At 50.3% G+C, this 17,788-nt stretch carries 17 protein-coding genes; 7 read left to right on the top strand and 10 right to left on the bottom strand.

All coding sequences use genetic code 11. From position 1 onward, the window contains the following. Positions 1-38: 38 nt before the first annotated feature. Positions 39-329 (bottom strand): Lar family restriction alleviation protein, encoded by a 291-nt coding sequence (locus tag EHSB41UT_RS11315; protein WP_087109804.1) that lies wholly within the window; start codon positions 327-329, stop codon positions 39-41. A 93-nt stretch (positions 330-422) separates the two neighbouring features. Between EHSB41UT_RS11315 and EHSB41UT_RS11310 the strand changes: the two genes are divergently transcribed. Then, entirely contained in the window at positions 423-1,973 is a 1,551-nt protein-coding gene (locus EHSB41UT_RS11310; RefSeq protein ID WP_087109802.1) for an SGNH/GDSL hydrolase family protein, read from the top strand. 343 nt (positions 1,974-2,316) lie between these two features. On the opposite strand, the gene EHSB41UT_RS11305 is transcribed toward EHSB41UT_RS11310, so the two are convergent. From EHSB41UT_RS11305 to EHSB41UT_RS11295, 3 genes are read right to left on the bottom strand one after another with little or no spacing between them, the layout of a single operon-like run. Further along, the gene (locus tag EHSB41UT_RS11305) at positions 2,317-4,275 is read right to left on the bottom strand and encodes a PqiB family protein (protein WP_087109800.1); all 1,959 of its coding nucleotides are present in this window, start codon (positions 4,273-4,275) and stop codon (positions 2,317-2,319) included. After that, positions 4,272-4,871: a paraquat-inducible protein A gene (locus EHSB41UT_RS11300; RefSeq protein ID WP_087109798.1), complete on the bottom strand. Its 600-nt coding sequence runs from the start codon at positions 4,869-4,871 to the stop codon at positions 4,272-4,274. The genes EHSB41UT_RS11305 and EHSB41UT_RS11300 overlap by 4 nt, the downstream gene beginning before the upstream one ends. After that, positions 4,868-5,425, bottom strand: a complete 558-nt coding sequence (locus EHSB41UT_RS11295; protein WP_165767227.1) for a paraquat-inducible protein A — start codon at positions 5,423-5,425, stop codon at positions 4,868-4,870. The genes EHSB41UT_RS11300 and EHSB41UT_RS11295 overlap by 4 nt, the downstream gene beginning before the upstream one ends. Before the next feature lie 231 nt (positions 5,426-5,656). Here EHSB41UT_RS11295 and EHSB41UT_RS11290 point away from each other — a divergent pair, with 231 nt between their 5' ends. Then, positions 5,657-6,010 (top strand): DMT family transporter, encoded by a 354-nt coding sequence (locus EHSB41UT_RS11290; RefSeq protein WP_087109794.1) that lies wholly within the window; start codon positions 5,657-5,659, stop codon positions 6,008-6,010. A 77-nt stretch (positions 6,011-6,087) separates the two neighbouring features. Here EHSB41UT_RS11290 and cutD read toward each other — a convergent pair whose 3' ends face one another. The 4 genes from cutD to EHSB41UT_RS11270 form a co-directional block, all read right to left on the bottom strand. After that, complete coding sequence (gene cutD, locus EHSB41UT_RS11285) at positions 6,088-7,041, bottom strand: choline TMA-lyase-activating enzyme (RefSeq protein ID WP_087109790.1); 954 nt, start codon at positions 7,039-7,041, stop codon at positions 6,088-6,090. Between the two features lie 78 nt (positions 7,042-7,119). Next, entirely contained in the window at positions 7,120-9,678 is a 2,559-nt protein-coding gene (gene cutC / locus EHSB41UT_RS11280; protein WP_207626619.1) for a choline trimethylamine-lyase, read from the bottom strand. A 78-nt stretch (positions 9,679-9,756) separates the two neighbouring features. Next, positions 9,757-10,041: a BMC domain-containing protein gene (locus tag EHSB41UT_RS11275; protein ID WP_087109788.1), complete on the bottom strand. Its 285-nt coding sequence runs from the start codon at positions 10,039-10,041 to the stop codon at positions 9,757-9,759. 50 nt (positions 10,042-10,091) lie between these two features. Then, positions 10,092-10,373 carry a BMC domain-containing protein gene (locus EHSB41UT_RS11270; RefSeq protein WP_087109786.1) on the bottom strand — a complete coding sequence of 94 codons (282 nt, stop codon included), beginning with the start codon at positions 10,371-10,373 and terminating at the stop codon, positions 10,092-10,094. A gap of 626 nt (positions 10,374-10,999) precedes the next feature. Between EHSB41UT_RS11270 and EHSB41UT_RS11265 the strand changes: the two genes are divergently transcribed. Together EHSB41UT_RS11265 and EHSB41UT_RS11260 are read left to right on the top strand one after the other, a co-directional pair. Beyond that, positions 11,000-12,088: a hypothetical protein gene (locus EHSB41UT_RS11265; protein WP_087109784.1), complete on the top strand. Its 1,089-nt coding sequence runs from the start codon at positions 11,000-11,002 to the stop codon at positions 12,086-12,088. Further along, positions 12,075-12,338 carry a hypothetical protein gene (locus EHSB41UT_RS11260; RefSeq protein WP_087109782.1) on the top strand — a complete coding sequence of 88 codons (264 nt, stop codon included), beginning with the start codon at positions 12,075-12,077 and terminating at the stop codon, positions 12,336-12,338. The genes EHSB41UT_RS11265 and EHSB41UT_RS11260 overlap by 14 nt, the downstream gene beginning before the upstream one ends. Positions 12,339-12,410: 72 nt before the next feature. Here the strand turns inward: EHSB41UT_RS11260 and EHSB41UT_RS11255 are convergent, their stop codons facing one another. Then, a complete protein-coding gene (locus tag EHSB41UT_RS11255) occupies positions 12,411-13,049 on the bottom strand; it encodes a GntR family transcriptional regulator (protein WP_087109780.1) in 639 nt (212 codons plus the stop codon). A gap of 196 nt (positions 13,050-13,245) precedes the next feature. Here EHSB41UT_RS11255 and EHSB41UT_RS11250 point away from each other — a divergent pair, with 196 nt between their 5' ends. Further along, positions 13,246-14,601: an FAD-dependent oxidoreductase gene (locus tag EHSB41UT_RS11250; protein ID WP_087109778.1), complete on the top strand. Its 1,356-nt coding sequence runs from the start codon at positions 13,246-13,248 to the stop codon at positions 14,599-14,601. A gap of 112 nt (positions 14,602-14,713) precedes the next feature. Next, positions 14,714-15,934, top strand: a complete 1,221-nt coding sequence (locus tag EHSB41UT_RS11245; RefSeq protein WP_133060478.1) for a benzoate/H(+) symporter BenE family transporter — start codon at positions 14,714-14,716, stop codon at positions 15,932-15,934. 86 nt (positions 15,935-16,020) lie between these two features. Here EHSB41UT_RS11245 and EHSB41UT_RS11240 read toward each other — a convergent pair whose 3' ends face one another. Next, a complete protein-coding gene (locus EHSB41UT_RS11240) occupies positions 16,021-16,464 on the bottom strand; it encodes a DUF411 domain-containing protein (protein ID WP_087109773.1) in 444 nt (147 codons plus the stop codon). A gap of 177 nt (positions 16,465-16,641) precedes the next feature. Here EHSB41UT_RS11240 and EHSB41UT_RS11235 point away from each other — a divergent pair, with 177 nt between their 5' ends. After that, positions 16,642-17,673 carry a Preprotein translocase subunit SecY gene (locus EHSB41UT_RS11235; RefSeq protein ID WP_087109771.1) on the top strand — a complete coding sequence of 344 codons (1,032 nt, stop codon included), beginning with the start codon at positions 16,642-16,644 and terminating at the stop codon, positions 17,671-17,673. The last annotated feature ends 115 nt before the right edge of the window (positions 17,674-17,788 follow it).

Genomic DNA, 17,788 nt, shown 5'->3' with positions numbered 1-17,788 from the left:
GACGTGTGGCACATGTATGAGGTGATGAATACATCACCTCAGCCCAATGCATTCCCACTGATCATAGAGACACCCAGCAGGGCCCCTAAAAAAAACATCAGCAACATCCCGGCGGGCAATAACACTCCCAGCAAGGTAACCAGATAGCGAAGCCGTTCTTCTTTAACTCGCCGATTCCAGTGCTGAATGCAGATGATCCGCTCATCATCCATCTCCGTTGCCATTCCGCAATCCTGGCAGTTCACTTGCCAGAGCATGTCATCAGCCACCGGAAACTGAATCACTTCAGCATCGCCATTACACGACGGGCATGGTTTTAGACTGTCCATATTTTTTCGTCACTGAACCCTGTTATTTCAGCATAGCGAGCATTCTGCAACTAATCTCAATCACCCGGGATTTTGTCTCAGAGGTTTTGCCAGATGCTTAGGGTCTCTCACTGTCTAACCTTATCCAGCCTTACCCTAATACTTGCTCTGGCCTTTAGTCCCGGCTCACCCGCTTCAGAAGATAACCCCGAAGATCAGCCGGTAAAAATCAAACATATTGTTGTTTTCGGCAATGCCCTCAGCGATAACGGCAACACCTGTGAGTTGTTTGATGAACTGGCCGGGCGTAAACGACCTTCTCGTTTACGGGATGATATGCGCCATCACGGGCCCGACATTATTGATGCAGCGTCTTCCATGCTGTTTTCCAGTGGGCTCTGGTTTGGCTTCAGCTATATGCACTGGGACAAGCTGATCGACAAGATTCCCTACGCTGAAGATTACTTCCTGCTCTCCCGCGCGGCCGGCATATCTTTGGTCGCAACTCTGCTTTATCACAGTGGCCTTGCCCACCTGCTGGCCAAGCCGCTCGATCTTGTGATCGACAGAAGTGAACTGTTGCTGCAATCCATGCTGTGGCTGTATCCGAGCATTGGTCTTCCTGTTCTGCCTCCCGGCCAGCTTTATGATGCCGGTGGACGATTCACTAACGGCCCTCGGGTTTGGGCGGAGATGCTGGCAACACGGATGGGGCTGAACCCGGACAACCGCAAAGACTTTATCAGTCTGGCCTATGCCGGTAGTCATGTCCGAGATGAGCTTTCTGGCGATGACTTTCTTTCATTCAGTGAGTGGCTGAACTATCTGGCGCTTGGTTCAAACTTTCTCGACACCCTTTTGCATAAGATGCCGACCGAGAAAGATTCTTTCTGGAATATTGCTGCCAAAAACATGAGTAAAGACGGGCTGGATAAATTCCAGAACCTGTTGAAAAACGATATTCCTCCCAGCTTTGAATATCTGGTCCATGGCTACAGTAACAACCAGACATTGAAGGAGACCAACCCTCCCGACTCAACTCTCTATCTGATTATTTACGGACCGGACGATTACATTATTGATGATGCCTTGCCGTCCGATGTGATATCCACTCTACGCAAAGGTTTGAGCGCACTGATCAACAAAGATCAGGCCAGGCACATTGTGGTGACTCATCTCTCCCACCTGAGTCAACTACCGGCCGTTAAAGCCATGAACAAGGCAAAAGCCGACACCATGCTTTCCAAAGTCAGTGAGCACAACATCCTGTTGAATGACATGATCAGAGATCTCACCACCGAGAACGAAGGTGTCCGGATCACCACACTGTCAGGTGGTGAAGAGTTGCTCAAAGAGGCCAAAGCGCAACAACTCAGTTTGAAGCCCTGCCTGAATGTTATTGATGAGAACGAGGAAGAACCCGCCAACGCTTCGGTGGTTCATGTTCCCAGTATGACCAACCGTACTCTGTTCACCGATGACATTGTTCGGAACGGTTCTTCACTGCAGGCGACCTATCGCTTCTTTGGTCACAGGGTTTCCCGCTGCAATAACCCCGAGCAGCACCTGTTCTACGATGATTTCAATCTCACCAGCCACGGACACACTATTGTTGCAGACTTGGTTTGCAAACTTTTAGCTAGCAATGGCTATCAGTGCAGATAAGTGATGGAGTCGGTGGATACCGGCTCCTGTCAGGAGGCTTTACCTGTTTCTAAAGCTCGCTCTTTCGCTTGCTGCGGAATAGAACGGCGCTTAAGGCTGCTAAACCTTAAGAAAGAGCCAGGTTTCCGCTGAGCTGTATGGTTCTCTGTTGTTGGCTTATAGCCCTTATTGTTGTTCATAGCTGTATCCATTCTTTTCTTATTGCATTCAATCCCAGAGGGAAAGGCTTGGACTACGAAGCTGAGTGTTGGTTCCCAGACCCGGCCTTTTTCCAAGGGAATGTCAGTTATCGGCGATGGATAAGCCTTCTTGAGCCGCCCGCAGGGCAGGCGGCGTATCGTTTTTATTCAGTCAGGTAGATATCAGGGTTCCAGCCCAGCCACTCAGCCTTGGGCCCGTTATGAAGCGGGAAGCGCATATCTGCAGGAGCAGCCAGAGCCTGAGCAGGTGTCGCGAAAGCCACCCCTCCAAAAGCCAGAGACTCCAACGACTCACTTTTGATCTTCACCCCATCCCACAGACTGAACCGGGCATCAAAGCCGCTGACATTCCAGAACTGGCTGGCACTGGTGACCAGAGACTCATAAGACGGCTTGATTCTTAGCTGTATCAACACCTGACTGGCCGGATCATCCAGCCCCATCTTTTCAATAACCCCAACCTCAACACCATGGTAATAAACAGGAGCACCAGTGACTAAAGAGGGTGCATTCTGCGCAGTCAGGAAAAAGACCTTTCCGGAAACAAAGGCTTCATCCCTGCTGGCATAGAGCTTTACGCGTTGCCCATTCTCAGCCGCCGGAAGGTTTTCATTGCCGGTTTCACAGGTAATTCCACCGGCCAGCATGGATTCAAACGGGCGAGTGCGAAGCTCTATGCCATTCAAACCCGCCGACACTTTCACCCCGGATGTGTTCCAGCATTTTGAACCTTTGCGTATCAGTGACTGATAGCGACGCTGGATCAGCACCGCAATCTCAACATGCCCGGGCTTCAGCCGTACACTTTCAATCGAGCCAATCTGTACACCGTGCATCCAGACACCACTGCCGGCACTGATACCACTGGCATCATCCGTGATGAGTTTCATGTGCAGACCCGGCGCATTCGGACTGGCTGGCGGCTTGCTGAGATACCCTTGAAAACGGCTCTTCTTTTTGGCGGCATTGATTGCCGTTTCACTGATATCCATGGCGATATAAGGCCCCTCAAACAATGCATTCAATCCCTGAATACCTTTTGGGGTGACCTTGGTTTCTACCAGCCAGAAGCGTGCACCATCGACGAGAACTTTATCCGCCATAGGGTTAATGGCAGCAGTCACAACAAACGACTGCATGTCTTTACTGATCTTGTAATCACGAACTACGCCCACCTCGACACCATAAAACAGAACCCGCCCTCCAACAGGCACAATCTCAGTACCAAGAGGGAACTCAATATCGATCGGGATTCCGGTCTTCGCTGCCGCATAGTCCTTGTACAGTGTATAGGATGTGCTGTTTATCGCGGACTGAGTAGAAGACTCCCAATCAGGCGTCGAGAATGCAATACCACCTTTGACCAGTGAGACAACAGAAGCCATATGCACTTTCAGCTGTGACAGCGGACCAGAAATATCCAGGCCACTCACATTCCAGAAGCGGGTATTGGTTTTCACCAGTTGGGTGTATTCCGGCTCGATATAGACATGGACAGCCACTGACTGCCCATCCTTTGCCAGATGCACCTGCTCAATTTCACCCACTTTGATTTCACGGGAATAAACCGGACTGCCAGCCATCAGAGAACCAGCATCACTGGCCTTTAAAGTCAGATGCAATCCCGGCTTGCTGGTTGCCAATGGCGGAGCTTCATTGAGTGCTTCAAAACTCAACGTTCGATTACCACGCTCCGGGTTGAAGGTGATGTAGTTACCGGACATCAAGGCTTCAATGCCTGTCACTCCCGCCATCGAAATCTCAGGCTTAACCAGCCAGAAGCTGGTTTTATCCGTCAGCCAGTCCTCAAGCTCCCGTCGTACATTAACCTCGGTTACTACGCTTTTCAGGTTACTGGTCAGATGGACACTCTCAACCGTTCCGACCTGCAGGCCGTTATAACGCACCAGTGTTTTACCAGCCACAATGCCATCACCATCAGAAAAGTAGACCGTGATATTAATGCCCCTGTTCTCCCAGGCTTCCCAGCCCATCCAGGCGGTGATAGACAAGGCAATCAAGGGGATCAGCCAGATAAACCATTGGTGTTTTTTCTCGATCAAAGGCTGATGAGGGTCCCTGATACCACCGGAATCTTTCATTGTTTTTCCTCGCTGAACCGTACCTCTTCAAGGTGTCGGTCCCACAACAACCTGAGATCAAAAGAGCGACTCGCCAGCATGGTCAGAATAACCACACTGACAAAAGCTGTGGCTGCCGGTCCGGCATGGATGGTCAGCAACCGCCCCTGAACAACAGAGACAAGAATAGCGATCATAAAAATATCCAGCATCGACCAGCGGCCAACCCACTCAATAAACCGATATAAACGACTGAGATGCATAATATTGCCGTGCAGAACGCCCTGCACATTGAGCAGTAATGTGGCCAGGCCAAGAATCTTGATAAGCGGAACCAGAATACTGGCAACAAAAACCAGAATGGCTATAGGTACCATTCCACTGCTGGCCAGACTGATAACTCCGGAAAAAATGGTATCCAGCTGTACCATCTCCAGTTTCGAGATAGACATGATCGGCAGAAGATTAGCCGGAATATAAAGCAGCAAAGCAGTGATCAGCAGAGCCCAGGTTTTCGAGACACTGTTATCTATGCGCCAGGAAACCTTGCTAAAACATCTCTGACAACGGGAAGCCTCGGCCTCATTATTGATGCCACAAACACGACAACGGATCATTGAGACTGCACCTGAAACTTATGATAGCGCTGCCAGAGCTGTTCAACGGGCATGAGTTGAACCACCCGTAACTCCATAACCATCATGGCGGCCAAAAACCAGAAGCCGCGTTCCACAGTAATGGTGGCAAAATCATTCAGCTTCACGATAGCCACCAGAACACCCAGCATAAAAATATCCACCATGCCCCAGTCTTCCAGTATGTGGTGCCAGCGCATCACCAGCAAACCACGCCGTTTAAGAACCTGTGGAGGCAGTAATGCCAGCCCTGCGATAACCAGCCGTAGGAACGGCACAATGATGGCAAACAACAGCACCATAAAAGCAACAACTGGCATGCCTTCACGCCACAACGTGAAAACACCAGTAGAAATAGTGCTGGTCTGGCTGCTGAAGCCAACCTCAACCGTTAGCACAGGAATAATGTTGGCCGGAAAAAACAGAATAAGTGCTGCCAGCAGAGCTGCACGACACCTGTTTAACGTGTTACGACAGGGATAAATCACATGTGCACACCGGGGGCAGCGCACACGAATACCTCGCGCATAAGTCATACGCGACAGCAGCAAGTCACAATCCGGACAAAGAAAAGATGATGACATGGACAGGTATGAATTCAGATCGGTTAATGGCGGTCTATATAGGCTATGGATTGGTTACCAACAACGATGATAAACAACTGCTCGGTTATCCAAACCCGACTTGCGTCAACCAACGTTGGCAGAAAATCGAGATAATACTGACACTTAGCAAACGACAATAATTTCCCCTTGTCAGAGGTTCCTATGCTGCAGTTTCTCTCAGCCCTGCCCCCTGCGGCGGCTCTGGGTATAGCTATTACCTGTGAAGTCATTGCCACCTCGTCATTGCCGAAAACAGAGCAATTTACCAAGCCAGTTCCCACGCTGATTACTCTGGCCAGTTATGCACTGGCATTCTTCCTGCTTTCAATCACAGTAAAAAGTATGCCGGTTGGTGTCGCCTATGCCATCTGGTGCGGTGCAGGCATCATCCTTGTCTCAATGATCAGCTGGCTTTGGCATGGTCAGCAGTTGGACCTGCCGGCCATTATTGGAATGGGGATGATTATGGGAGGCACGATTATCACTCAGGCCTTCTCTAAATCAGTGGCTCACTAACCGAACCTCTCCCTAAAACAAAACCCCAAAAGCATCCTTACTTTTGGGGTTTTGTGGTTTTAGAGACCTGATACTGGTTAGTGACGAACTAAGCGAATATCAAAATCGAAAGTCTTGAAGAACATCTCCAGCTGAGCTAGCTGCTCACCGCTGTAAGCCTTCACATGCTCTGCAGGATAATCAATGCCCAGCATGTCGTACTTGGTCTTACCCATCTGGTGATAAGGCAGAACATCGATACGCTTGATGCTGTCGTTACGCTTGGCCAGGTCCATCACATACTCAAAGGCACCTGTGATGGCATCGTAAGAGTCGTTGTAGCCTGGAATCAAAGGCATACGAATAACGATATTGGCATTCAACTCAACCAGGCGCTCCAGATTGCGGCGAACCGGCTCGTTACCCATTCCCAGAATCATGTTGTGGTTGATGGAGTTGATATGCTTGATATCAAACAGGAACAGATCAACAAACGGTGCCAGCTTTTCGTAGTTCTCCAGCGCGGTTGAACCATTGGTTTCGATGGCCGTGTTGATCTGCATCCGCTTGCACTCAGCCAGCAGCTTGGCAGCAAAGTCCGCCTGCAGAGTACATTCACCACCACTCAGGGTCACACCACCATTGGAGGCCAGGTAGAAGTTGTAGTCCTGCATGATGACATCCATCAGTTCCTGGACAGTCATATCCTGACCCATGATCTTCAGGGCTCCGCCAATGCAGACCTCTTCACACTTGCGGCAACCAATACAGCTGACTGTACGATCAATGCCGTTTGGTGTGTGTACACCAACAGGGCAGACTTCCACGCAGCGGCCACACTTCACGCAGTTGTCTTCGTTGAACATGACCTGGTAGCCGTAGCTGATGCTCTCAGGGTTCGCACACCATGGGCAGCGAATGTTACAGCCCTTGAAGAACACCAGAGTACGGATGCCATCGCCATCATAGATGGAGTACTTCTGGATATTAAAAATCCGGCCTCGCAGCTCTTGGTCAGAGCCGGTGGAGGCAATAATAGAGTGGCCTTGCATCAATTTACTCAACTCAAACTGTGGTAAACACCAGTGAGGTGTCGGCGTTCAAAGCCAGACACCTCACCGGCCACTCGATCAGAAGCCGTCGATAACGGTACGGCTGATGATTTCGTCCTGAACTTCCTTACACAGTTCTACGAAGTAGGCGCTGTAGCCCGCAACACGAACGATCAGGTCACGGTACTTCTCTGGCTCTTTCTGAGCCTTGAGCAGCACTTCGTTGTCCACATAGCTGAACTGCATCTGACCGTTACCCAGAATGGAGGCGGTACGCAGCAGAGTGATCAGACCACTGCGGCCTTCCGGAGTATCCAGCAGGCCCTTCAGGAACTTGAAGTTGTGTACCATGCCAATGTTCATGGATTCCACGTTCATCTGGCTTACGGACTTGATAACCGCGGTAGGGCCACACTTATCAGCGCCCTGGGATGGACTGATACCGTCAGACAGAGGCATCCACGCCTTACGACCGTTAGGAGTCGCCTGAGTCAGTTCACCGATTGGGGTGTTGTTAGAGATGGACAGAGTACCGTGGCTCATATTGGAGTAGAGCATCTTGTACTTCTGACATTCCTTCTCGGTCCACTCGGTAATGTCGCGGGCAAACTCATCAGCGAAGATATCGTCGTTGCCGTACTTCGGCGCGTTGATACAGTCGCGCTGAATTTCTTCGTAACCTTCAAAATTGGCGTTTACCGCATCGCGAATCTGTTCCAGGGTGTACTTGCGATCGATGTAAACCAGCTTCTTGATCGCAGCCATGGAGTCAGCGTAAGTCGCCAGACCGGAGAAGATCAGACCCGGGCCATAGTTAACCATAGCGCCGCCAGCAGCCAGATCTTTACCCTGTTCCATACAGCCTTCCACCATCAGAGACATCAGCGGCTTTGGAGCGATATCCCGGTGTACGCGCTGGCTGATAACGGTACCGATTGCGGACAGACGAACAATTTTCTCAACCTGAACCTTGATGGCTTTCTCGAAGTCTTCAAAGGTCTTGAAGTTATCCAGGCTGCCAGTATCTACGCCCTGATAGCTGTCAAACAGTGACATACGACCACGGTTCAGTACAAATTCAAAAGCGATTGGCCACTGGGTGTAACCGGTAGACGTCCACTGGTAGATACGACCGGACTTCTGAGGCTCAACACAACCCATCATGCAGTAGTCGCGGGCGTCTTCAAAATCGAAGCCCTTGCGCAGCATCATCTTGATGTGGGAATCATCAAAGTGACAGGCCGGGAAGCCCATACCGGCTTTAACCACATCCACAATCTTTTCCATGTACTCCTGTGGAGACTGGTTGTGGATACGACAGGCCAGGGATGGCTGGTAAACCTTGATGAAGCGCACAGCGTCCATCATCAGGTAGGTCAGATCGTTAGTTGCATCGCCACCGGTGCGCTTCACACCACCAACGGTCAGGTTAACGAATGGCTGGTAACCGGCGAAGTACTTTGCGCCCATTTCGCTGGACATCCACATCATCTCGGAACACTTGATGATGAACGCCTGCATCAGTTCCAGAGCCTGATCACGTGTGATGCGGCCGGAAGCGATGTCAGCTTCGTACATTGGCAGGCAGTACTGGTCCATACGGCCCAGAGACAGACCAGTCTGATTCTCTTCAACTTCAAACAGGGATTCTACAGTCCAGACAGTCTGCAGCGCTTCCTGGAAAGTCTTCGGCGGGTTGGCAGGAACGTTTTCGTTCACTTCCGCGATGGTCAGCAGTTCTGCACGACGGGCAGGGTTCATCTCGCGGGCCGCCAGATCACGGGCATGCTGAGCCAGACGACGGGCGTAGGCCATTACACCTTCACAGGTATCGATAGCGGCTTTGTAGAAGTAGATCTTGTCGATATCTTCCGGGTTTTCCATGGTCAGCTTGGCAAGGTTGGCTTCCGCCTCAGCCTTGATGCCGTTCATCCCCTTCTTGACCAGGATTACGTCGAAGCCCGGGCAGGTATCACCACCACCGTTGATCTGGTGGTAAGACAGGTCACTGACGTAAGTCTCGCCACTGAAAGACCAGATGCCGGCTTCTCGGTACAGAGCTTCACAAGCCTCATCCACAGACTTGCCTTTCCAGAACGGCACGATCTCTTCGCGGATGGTCTTCTTATCAGCCTCAGAGATCTCGAAAGGATCCTGTGGACGGGTGCTCATGGTATCCAGTTCTTCTTCAACCCAGCGCCATGCGATATCCGGGGCGAAAGCACCGGCACGTGGTGCGCCGCAAGGATGACCAACAATCAGTTCATCGTCCTGAATCAGCAGAGGGCCGGTTTCACACGCATGGCGGAAACACTTGGCACGCAGCATGATTGGCGGCAGGCCCGGGTTGTTTTTGGCAACTTCGGTGAACGCCAGAGCACGGTAGATGGAAACACGTGGACGAGCGGTCAGGTAGTTATCACGCAGACGCTGCATACGTGGGGTCAGACCTTCCATCACAGTGCCGGCAGTCGGCTGGACATTGTTGGTCTGAGTCAGGGTCTGGGAACCGCCGGCAGGCATGTTCTGCAGAACACCTTCGATGATCTTGCGGATCATCTCTTCGTTAATATCGCTGGAGGTGTTCTGGGTGCAACCCTGGAAGCGCGGGTCGTTGAAAATACTGTTTTGCGTCATGCTGATTACTACGAAGAAAATCCTTAAAAGACAGCGCCAGAGCTTTGCTCAGCTCCAGGCCGCAACCAACTAGCTGGATTATTCGCCCAGAAGGTATTGGGCGACGATGGTCTCTACATCGTTGTGTGGGCGAGGAATAACCAGTGCGGTCTGCATCTCACCCACTTCCTTAGCTGCAGCCTTTGCAGCATCCACCGCTGCCTGAACTGCACCCACATCACCTTTCACCATGGCGGAAACCAGACCGGAACCTACGTTCTCGTAACCAATCAGTTCCACATCTGCCGCTTTGCACATGGCATCTGTCGCGTATACACAGGTCACCAATCCCTTGGTTTCAATTAACCCCAGTGCATTACTCATTTCCCGCTCCTGACAAAACCGTAAATACAAAAATTATTTTTAATCGGGGATCAGACTGGCTTGTGCTGGACCATGATCTTTTTGACATAGTCGTGCGGGCGGGGAATCACTGCGGAGGTTACATAACCATCCACTCTTTTGGCCGCTGCGATGCCAGCATCAACTGCTGCTTTAACCGCGCCAACATCTCCCTGAACCATGGTGGTTACATAACCCGAGCCAATATTCTCGTAACCGATCAACTCAACATCAGATGATTTACTCATGGCATCTGTTGCTTCCAGATTGGCAACAACCCCCCATGTTTCAATCATCCCTAATGCATCGCCCATCCGGTTCTCCGAAATCTAAATTGAGATATGGCATTTCAAGAATTTAAGCCAAACGATTAGAAAAGCAGGATGACCTACTTGATTAGATCGCCAGTAGAAATGCCTTTTGAGATAGCGTGGAATCATACCGATTCACTGCCGAGGTCTTTTGAGAAAGGTCAAGAAACCGTTTTGAATTGGCTTCCGAGCTGTAAGTATTGACCACAAATACTGAGCATAAACATGTTAACTGCAAATTTTTGAACAGTTTTTTACATATATTTGATAAAGACGCAGGTAGAGATTAAAAAATGTACAATTTTTGTTAGTGGTTCAAAAAACATCAAACAATAAACAACAAGACCTGATTTAAATCAGTTTTTCAAAAAGTAAATTCTGTAAATATTTTTATGATTCTGCTCAATAAATCAATGCAGTTATCACACCCGAATCCTTAATTTTTGATATGAGTCCCTCTCATTTAATTGACGTATATCAAAAATATTAAATTCAAAGACGCTTTTAACATCATGTGCCGTCGTCACAATCTGTTGTTAGAAACAGGTTAAAACCATGCGTGTCTGGTTTTAATTCGTTAAGGGCATCTCAAACCAGTTTCTTTATAACTTGCACAGGAAGTACCACCTATGAGTGGATCATCTGCAGCAGCCTTTGCCGCGAAAGCAAAGCTTGATTCCAGCTTTCGCAAAAGAGGGGTTTCGATCGCCCTGACCTCCGGTATCACCTACGGTCTTTATACCGCATTCATGACCTACGCCATGTCTCAGGGTATCTGGTCTGACTGGTACGGTGCCAACACAACCGGTCTTTCCGCTTTTGCGGTGATTTACCTGCTGGGTGCCTTAGGTGCAGCAGTAACCGATACTTCCAGTGCCGTCTGGGCTTTCAGCATTACAGCCGCCCGTGGCCGTATTGGTGACTTCTTCCGCACCATTAAGACCAAGCCTGGTAAGGTGATGGTTGTGGGTGCTTTGTTTGGTGGCCCTATCGCCAGTACCGCTTATGTTATCGGTCTGCAAATGGCTGGTTCCATCATCGTTCCAATCAGTGCTCTCTGCCCTGCCATCGGTGCGATCATTGCCCGCTTCCTGTTCAAGCAGCCGCTGACCATGCGTATCCTGGCTGGTATCGCTATCTGCTTCCTGGCCAGTCTTCTGATTGCCAGCACCAGCCTCGGCGGAGATGCTCCTGAAGGTATGGCTCTGGGTCTGGTATTCGGCTTTATCGCTGCCATCGGTTGGGGCTTTGAAGGCTGCGTATGTGGTTACGGCACTTCAATGATCGACTCTGAAGTGGCTATCACTATCCGTCAGGTGACTTCCGGTCTGTCCAACCTGATTATTCTGGTTCCAATCTTCGGCATGATGTCCGGCGACGGTATGACCCTGTCTCTGGTTACCCAGGCCTTCACTGATTCTTCCATGCTGTGGTTCGCAGTGGCTGGCTTCTTCGCCTACCTGAACTTTATGCTGTGGTACAAAGGCAACGGTATGTGCGGCGCGGCTCTGGGTATGTCCTGTAACGGTGCCTACTCCTTCTGGGGCCCTCTGTGCTGCTGGGTAATCCTGGGCATATTCTTCGGTATCGATGGCTGGGAAATGCAACCAATCGCCTGGTTCTCCGCAGTCCTGATGGTTGCCGGTATCGTAACCATCGCAATGAACCCACTGGATCTGTTCAAGAAAAAGGAAGCTGTACAGTATGAAGCCGCTTAATTACGCAATGCTCAAGCATTTCACAACTGTACCTGAAGCCTGCGTTCAAGACGTGATGGAAGCTCTGAAGCCACAGTACGGTGACTTCAAAGCGTTCCAGAAAGACTCCATGATCTCCGCGATCATGACTGCTGCAGCCAACGGTCTGCTGGAAGAGTCCCGCTTTGAACTGGACGACCAGAACGAACTGCGCGTGTACTACCGAGCCCATGAAGAAGGTGCGGCCACCATCAACACGTACATCGAGTAAGCCTTTCTAAAAGGCAAGAAAAAGCCCCGACTGTTCTGCAGTCGGGGCTTTTTTATATCTGCGCACATGGTGTTAGTGGATCAATGTACCCTTGGCGTTTTGCACAAGATAATCAATAAGATTGTTGGATGCCTGCACCGCGCCATCCACATTCCCTTCGGATATTTTCCTCATAATCTCTGCATGCAGGTTAGCCGGATGATCCGTATCAGGCTCTTTGTTCAGGAACCAGAAACGACGGGACAGCCCCTGCAGAGGTCTCATGGCCTTGATAAAAAAGTCATTGCGGGCACTCTTTACCAACAGCGCATGGATATCCCTCAGGTAGTTTAAAAAGGCCAGATCATCATGGTTGCGTGCACATGAGACGATCCCATCGGCCAGCACCTTCATCTCGCCTTTCTGATCTTCTGTTACCCGTTGAGCGGCCAGACGTACGCACTCTGCCTCAATTGGACGACGGACCTCCAACAGTTTCAGCTGACTCTCTACCGAAACTTCCGGGATCTGAATGCCTCTGCGCGGGTGAATAACCACCATCTGCTCCCAGGCTAGCCGCTGCAAAGCTTCACGTATGGGTGTCCGCCCCATGTTCAAGCGCTCGGATAACTGCTTTTCCGAGTACATTGCCCCACCCTTCAGCTCCTCAAGCAGAATCATATATTCCAGCTGTTCGTAAGCTTTATCACTTAAGGAGAAATCGCTTTCCATTAATCCCGCAACTCATATATCAGTTTGGTGGCAAGTTAAGCCTATCAAGGGAAGCTCCGTATGTAGGTGAAAACACTTAGCGCACTAAACGACTCTATCAAGGCACTTTTGATCCAGATCAGCGACCTGAAGAACAAATAGAATACCATTGATACATATCTGATATATCAGTTGGCGAGCAGTAGAGGTACGCCTGATGAAAGACTGGAAAATTGAGAATTGTTTTCGCTCCCTTCCCGAACTGCCTGTTCTTCGGGAAGTCGACGTTCTGGTTGTTGGCGGAGGCTCTGCCGGTGTAGCAGCTGCGACTATGTGTGGTCGCAACGGCCTGTCTACTGCTCTGATTGAGAAATATGGTTTCTGTGGTGGCGCAGCGGTTGCCGGTATGTCCGGTACTATCTGTGGCATGTATATGGCTTCCGACAAGGAAGATAAACAGCCTGAACAGGTTGTATTTGGTTTTACTGAAGAGTTTCGCAGCCGTCTGGAAAAGCGTGGCGGCGTAACCGAGCCACAAATCTACGGCAAGACCTACACCGTGACTCACGACCCTCTGGTATGGCGTGAAGTGGCTGATGAACTGATGATGGAAGCCGGTGTAGAGGTGCTCTACCACACAGCGGTAACCGGCGTAATTATGGACGGTGAAACTTACCAGGGCGTGATCGTTGAATCCAATGCCGGTCAGTCCATCATTCTGGCCAAGCGCATCATTGATGCCAGCGGTGACGCAGCCGTTGTTGCCCGCGCCGGTGGCGAATACTTCTTTGGTGATAACGGTGTTATCCAGAACCCGACCATGTTCTTCCGTCTGGGCAATGTGGACATGGACGCTTACCTAGAATACTTCGGCGAAGACACCATCTGTCCAGCCAAGATGACCGAAAAGATTCTTGAACTGAACGCCAGCGGTGAATATGAACTGCCACGTCACAAGATCTGGATCTTCCCAACCACCCGTCCAAACGAACTGATGGTTAATGCTACCCGTCTGGCAGGTCAGGATGGTCGTGTTCTGAACGTTATCGATCCTGTGGACTTCTCTGAAGCAGAAATCTTCGGCCGTAAGCAGATGCGTGAATACGCCCGTTTCCTGAAAGAGTTCGTACCAGGGTGTGAAGACAGTTTTGTGGTTGATACCGGTGTTGAAGTCGGCATCCGTCAGACCCGCTCCATTGAAGGTGTGGAAAAGCTGATGAACGATGATGTGGTGAACTGCCGCAAGCGTCCGGACGGTATCGTACGCACTCCTTGGCCGATCGAGCTGCACTCCGGCACCAAGCCAAAACTGCACTGGCTGCTAGACGACTGGTACGAGGTACCTTACAACGCACTGGTTCCTGCTGAAGGCGAAAACATTATTGTTGCCGGTCGTTGTCTGTCTGCCGAGCACGAAGCTCTGGCTTCTGCACGGGTAACCGCACAGACCTTCGAGTATGGCCATGCGGCAGCACAGGCTGCAGTGATCTCCCTGCGTGATGAGCGTGGTTTCCGCGAGATCCGTGGTGAAGAAGTCCGTGAGCAAATGGTTCAGGCTGGCAGCCGTTTCTGATCTGACGGATAGCAATCTTTCCTCTCATCCGGATAGATACATGACAAGCCGATAGCGTTATCACTGTTTGCTTGTCATCTGTCCGGCAGCTGTTATTAATTCGGGTAGTTCTGTGAATACACTCAGCATGACCATGGCCAAAAGACGGCTCTGGGATGACTTCACCGCAGAGAACATCTCTGCCGGTATCCTTGCTGCAATTTTCGGATGTGTCGCAACATCCTTCATCATCATTAACTCCGGTACCGAAGCAGGTTTGCCGGAAGCCTATATCTCCAGCTGGCTGACTGCTGTATGGTTCTTCGGAGGTATTCTGGGTGTCTATCTGGCTTACACCACCAAGCAGCCGATCGCCGGCGCATGGTCTATCCCGGTCGGCGTTATGATGGCCGAAACCCTGAAGCTGTTCCCGATTGAACAGGCTGTAGGCGCCTACTTCATTGCAGGTATTCTGGTGCTGCTTCTGGGCGTGTCCGGTCTGATCACCCGCATCATCAAGTTCATTCCAGAACCGATTATCATGGCGATGATCGCTGGTGCTCTGATGCGTTTCGGTACCGGTATTATCACCGGCGTAGCCAACCTGCCTCTGATCGCTGGCCTGACTGTAGCGAGTTACTTTGTTGCTGGCCGCATGACCAAGAAGATTTCCCCGATCATTCCTGCCTTCGGTGTTGGTCTGTTGCTGTCGTTTGCATTGGGACACAGCTCTCTGGATGCCTTCGATGCCACCTACAAAGGTCTGACCGTGGTTATGCCTGAGTTCGATCTGGGTGCCATCATCGCTATCTCCATCCCTATCGCTATCCTGGTTATCGGTGCAGAAAACGCCCAGGCCACAGGTGTACTGATGGGTGAAGGTTATGAGCCACCTGTACGCAAGATGACCATTATGTCCGGCATCGGCGGTATGGTGACGTCTCTGTTCTGTGGTCCTAACGCCAACATCGCTGGCCCTATGACTGCGATCTCCGCATCTGACACTGCTGGCCCAGAGAAAGACAAGCGTTATGTAGCAGCTTTCGTTTGTGGTGTGATTTGTCTGACTTTCGGTTGGTTCTCTTCTTACGCCATCAACTTCCTGAAGCTGGTTCCGGTTCCACTGATCATGACCATTGCCGGTCTGGCCATGGTGAACGTTCTGCTGTCTTCCATGCAGGCTGCATTCCAGGCAGGTAAAGCTTTCCAGATTGCTGCGTTCTTCGCATTCATCATCGCCCTGAGCGGTGTGAGCTTCCTGGGTATTACCGCGCCATTCTGGTCTCTGGTGGGTGGTGTTGTGATTGCACTGTCTACTGATACCAAAGCGTTTATGGAAAGACTGAGCAAATAATCCAAGGAGAATTCTATAGAGTTGGAATAGTACTTACGGTTTTATGAGGGAGAGGCCATGCTGGTTCAGCATGGCCTTTTTTATTTTCAGTGAGAGGTAAATACAGTCACTTTGCCTTGCTCGGTATAAGCGAGTGTTTGGAAGGCATCTTTACGGTCACCCATCTCCATGCCCGGAGAACCAATCGGCATGCCCGGTACTGTCAGACCTTTGATAGCTGGCTTTTCCGCTAACAGTTTAAGAACATCGCTGGCTGGAACATGGCCTTCCAATGCGTATCCATTAACAAATGCGGTATGACAGGAACCTAATCCGTAAGGCAATTTGGCCTGCTGCTTGTAGATATTTACGTTATCCACATTTTTAGCGACTACCTCAAAACCATTCTCTTTCAGATGATCAACCCACTTACCACAGCAACCACAGCTGGCTGATTTAAAGACCTCCACCACAGGAAGATCCTGAGCAAGAGTCGCACTGGAAAAAGAGAGCGTCATCATCAAGCCGGCCAGACGGGTCTTTGCTGTCATAGTTTCTGTTCCCTGTCGGTTATTCATTTCTATTTCCTAGAAGATAAACCTTCCCACAAGGGGAAGGTCAAGCCACATCCCTTATATGTTGGAAGACATCTTTCGAGTATCCTGCGCACCTTTTTATTTTGCCCCCATCCTGGTTCAGGATGAACCTGCCCGAGTCTTTAGTCCTTTATGCTTTATCAAGACACCATCGGAAGAAGATACCCGAAAGGTTCCTTCGCCATGGTCACCGTTTATGCCCTGGCCGGTGCCTCTATTCTGGCATCCACAATTTTCTCTCTGCTGTTGTTTCTCTCCATCGATGACAACCTGACCATGAAGTGGCTGTTCGGCTCGCTGGCTGTCATCTTTGAAGCCGGAAAGTTTTATGCCTGGTATGAATTCGGTGAACGACGGGCTCACAGTAATTACTCAGGAGCTTTCGCATCCCTGATTTTTTATCTGGTGCTGGCAGTGATTTCTATCGGCGGCAGCATTGGCGGCATCAACAGTGCAACCAATGCCACCCACGAACAGATTGCAATTGAACAGGCAAAAATCAACGCTTTTAACCGTCAAATAAAGGCTATTGACGACCAGATTGCCTTAAATAATCTGGCGGCTGAAAAATACATTGAGATGGAATACATCGCCAATGGTGTCACCCGTATTCAAGCCGACAACAAGCGTCTGCGGGAAGAACAAATGCGGCTCGCAGCAGAGCGTGACAGTCTGCCACCGGTTGCTCAGGGATCTATTGTTGGCTTGATAGATTCCCTGGCAAAAATGTTGGGAATCAAAACCGATGAGGCACAGTTAGGATTAGTCGTCTTCCTGTCTATTTTGCTGGACTTCTTCGCGGCCTTCTTTGTTGGTGTGATTGGAGAAGAGCTGCGCTTTCGCAACTTTTGGCGCGACAGCCGAACTGTCACCATTGATGCGATACCTGAAGATATCACCACTTACACAGCAGCTTTACCTCTGAAGGATGAAGAGCCTGAAATTCAGGAACCATCGGAACCAGAGAAACCAAGCCTTCATCAGGAGATAGCCAGAGCTTTGGCTTCCGGTGAGTTAACCTGCAGCAAGAAAGCGGTCTCAAGACGCTTCCGCCTGCACCTGAATGAAGTGAATATGATCTTCGATGAGTTTCAGGAAAAGGGACTGTTAGGCAGAAAAGCCAACCAACATTTTCAGTGGATAGGCCCGGAAGAAATCGCCTAAGGCTTAATAGGCTCTCCAACAAAAACGCCTGTCATGGTTATTCATGACGGGCGTTTTTGTTGGAGAGCAATTAGGTGGAATAGTGGTCGAGTATCTAACAGCTTCTGCAGAGTCT

The sequence above is a fragment of the Parendozoicomonas haliclonae genome (genome assembly GCF_900174585.1).
GTDB lineage: Bacteria > Pseudomonadota > Gammaproteobacteria > Pseudomonadales > Endozoicomonadaceae > Sansalvadorimonas > Sansalvadorimonas haliclonae.
This window is presented reverse-complemented; position numbering and strand designations above follow the sequence as displayed.